This window comes from Aerococcus sp. L_32, assembly GCF_050689315.1.
In genome coordinates this window covers 1-2,114 of the sequence record NZ_JBOEQF010000337.1, presented here as the reverse complement: position 1 = coordinate 2,114, position 2,114 = coordinate 1, and the positions used below count along the sequence as shown (strand labels likewise).

Genomic DNA, 2,114 nt, shown 5'->3' with positions numbered 1-2,114 from the left:
TTTTAATGGGCCCGCTTCAAAGTCGTGGGCGTCCATTGCACGCGCTTGTACCGGTGACGTATGGGTACGTAATAAGACCTCGTCGTTGATGTAGAAAGTGTCTTGCATGTCACGCGCTGGGTGGTCTTTCGGTAAGTTCATGCGTTCGAAGTTGTAGAAGTCAGACTCAATTTCTGGCCCTTCAACGACTTCGTAACCCATAGATACAAATAAATCTTCAATTTCTTCCATTACTTGAGTTAAAACATGTTTTGTTCCTGTTACTGGTTTTTCACCAGGTAGCGTCACATCAATGGCTTCTGCTTGTAATTGTGCTTCAAGCGCTGCTGCAGAAAGTAATGTTTCTTTTTCACTTAACTTGCCGTCAGCTTTTGCCTTCAATTCATTGGCATAAGCACCAACTTGTGGCCGCTCTTCAGCCGATAAATCACGCATACCACGTAAAGCTTCCGTAATTGGACCCTTTTTCCCTAAATATTTCACACGAACAGCTTTAATATCAGCTAGTGATTGTGCTGCATCAATTTCATCCATGATTTGGTTTTCAATGGCTTTTAAATCATCAATAATTTGCATTTTTCCATCTCCTGACTTTTATCCTTACATGAGTGTTCCTAAAAATGAGTAACTAGACCAACAAAAAAAGGTCCTTCACCCCCTATAAAAGGGACGAAAGACCGTGGTACCACCCTGATTCCGATATAGTATTCCTACACCAGCACTCATTGATCGTTTTAACGGGTCGACCGGACCTACTTTCAAATAGCATTCTATTCTCCCGCAAGCCTACTCAAGAAGTGAAAATATTTAACTATGTAGGTAAGATTCCCAGCATCACTTACTCTCTAGACTACATGTCTGTTAAAAATTGTCTTCTGTTAATGTAATTTCTCTTTATATTTTAGCGTTTTCGGCCGTTTTGTCAACCTTATTCGGCTGGCTCAACCCATTCATCTGCCCAACGATGTAAATTGTTGAAGATTTTTTGTAAGTCTTGGCCTTTTTCTGTCAATGTATAAACCGTGATGATATGTCCATTCGTTTCTGACTCTTCTTTCTGCACAATACCTTCTTCAGTTAATTCCCGCAATCTTTCAATTAATACACGGTCGGAAATACCGTTAATTGAGTCGCGTAATTGACCAAATCGTAATGGCGTTGCTAACAATACTTCAATAATTAAGCTATTCCACTTTTTACCAATCACTTTGCAAGCATGTTCCATCTTGCTACACATTACCGGTAAGTCTGGTTGTTTAATGGTAATTTCCATCTTGATCAATCTCCTCTTGTATTTCTACTAATTCTTCTTTTTCTTCTAATGAAACTTCTTGATTGCTAGTTCTAGCAAGCGCTGGAATAACTAATTTACCAACGAAATATCTAAATGATTTCATCATTTTCTTTTGGGATAAATTAGCTAAGCTTGGCTTAACAAAGTCTTCGGTTGCAATATATTTATCCACAAATGTCACGACATAAGATTCTTTATAGCGCGGAAAATGTGGGGTTGCGAGCCACATGTGTTTTAGAATAATATCTTCCTCAACTTGTGATAAATCCGCCACCACACGCGCGTTAATCAAAGCAATTTTAGGATGGTTCCTTAAGTGAGATCCTTTAGAAAAAGTAACCTCACCTGGCACATAATAAAATAAATCATGTAGTAAACCGGCACGTGCGCAAGCCTTGAAGTCCCATCCTAATGACCTAGCTACTTTATATGACATATAAGAAACTAGATAGGAGTGGGTTAAGCGATTGCCATGGACATGTTGCTTGAAATAGGCTAAGTCTGTTACAAAGGGATGGTTTTTAATATCCGCAATGATTTGCATATACTCTGAATCGTCTTCCCAAAAATAATGTTCTTGTTCCGTCACGATAATCACCCTTTTTTCCAACGATTTCCAACATCAACTGATTTTGCTATGCTCACGTACCCCTTTTCAAATCTCGTAACAGTTTCATCACAACCTATCTTTAGAAGAAAATAATCTAGTCTTGGATGGGAAATTGATACATGACTATCGCCCCAGCAACTGCAACATTCAAAGATTCTGCAGATCCTGACATGGGGATATATAAAGCCGCATCTGCTAATTGACTAGTTT

Annotated in this window: 3 protein-coding genes and 1 pseudogene; all 4 read right to left on the bottom strand. The window is 38.9% G+C overall.

What is annotated here, in order from left to right:
* Positions 1-576 (bottom strand): annotated as a pseudogene (pheS, locus tag ACRCJ0_RS12590) (phenylalanine--tRNA ligase subunit alpha); the annotation flags it as partial.
* 352 nt (positions 577-928) lie between these two features.
* The gene (locus ACRCJ0_RS12585; protein WP_016896912.1) at positions 929-1,273 is read right to left on the bottom strand and encodes a winged helix-turn-helix transcriptional regulator; all 345 of its coding nucleotides are present in this window, start codon (positions 1,271-1,273) and stop codon (positions 929-931) included.
* Positions 1,257-1,883, bottom strand: coding sequence for an HD domain-containing protein (locus ACRCJ0_RS12580; RefSeq protein WP_431390646.1), 627 nt, complete (start codon positions 1,881-1,883; stop codon positions 1,257-1,259). Before ACRCJ0_RS12580 ends, ACRCJ0_RS12585 begins: the two co-directional genes overlap by 17 nt.
* Before the next feature lie 115 nt (positions 1,884-1,998).
* A partial coding sequence (locus ACRCJ0_RS12575) for a TrmH family RNA methyltransferase (protein WP_431390647.1) occupies positions 1,999-2,114 on the bottom strand: 116 nt, incomplete at its 5' end.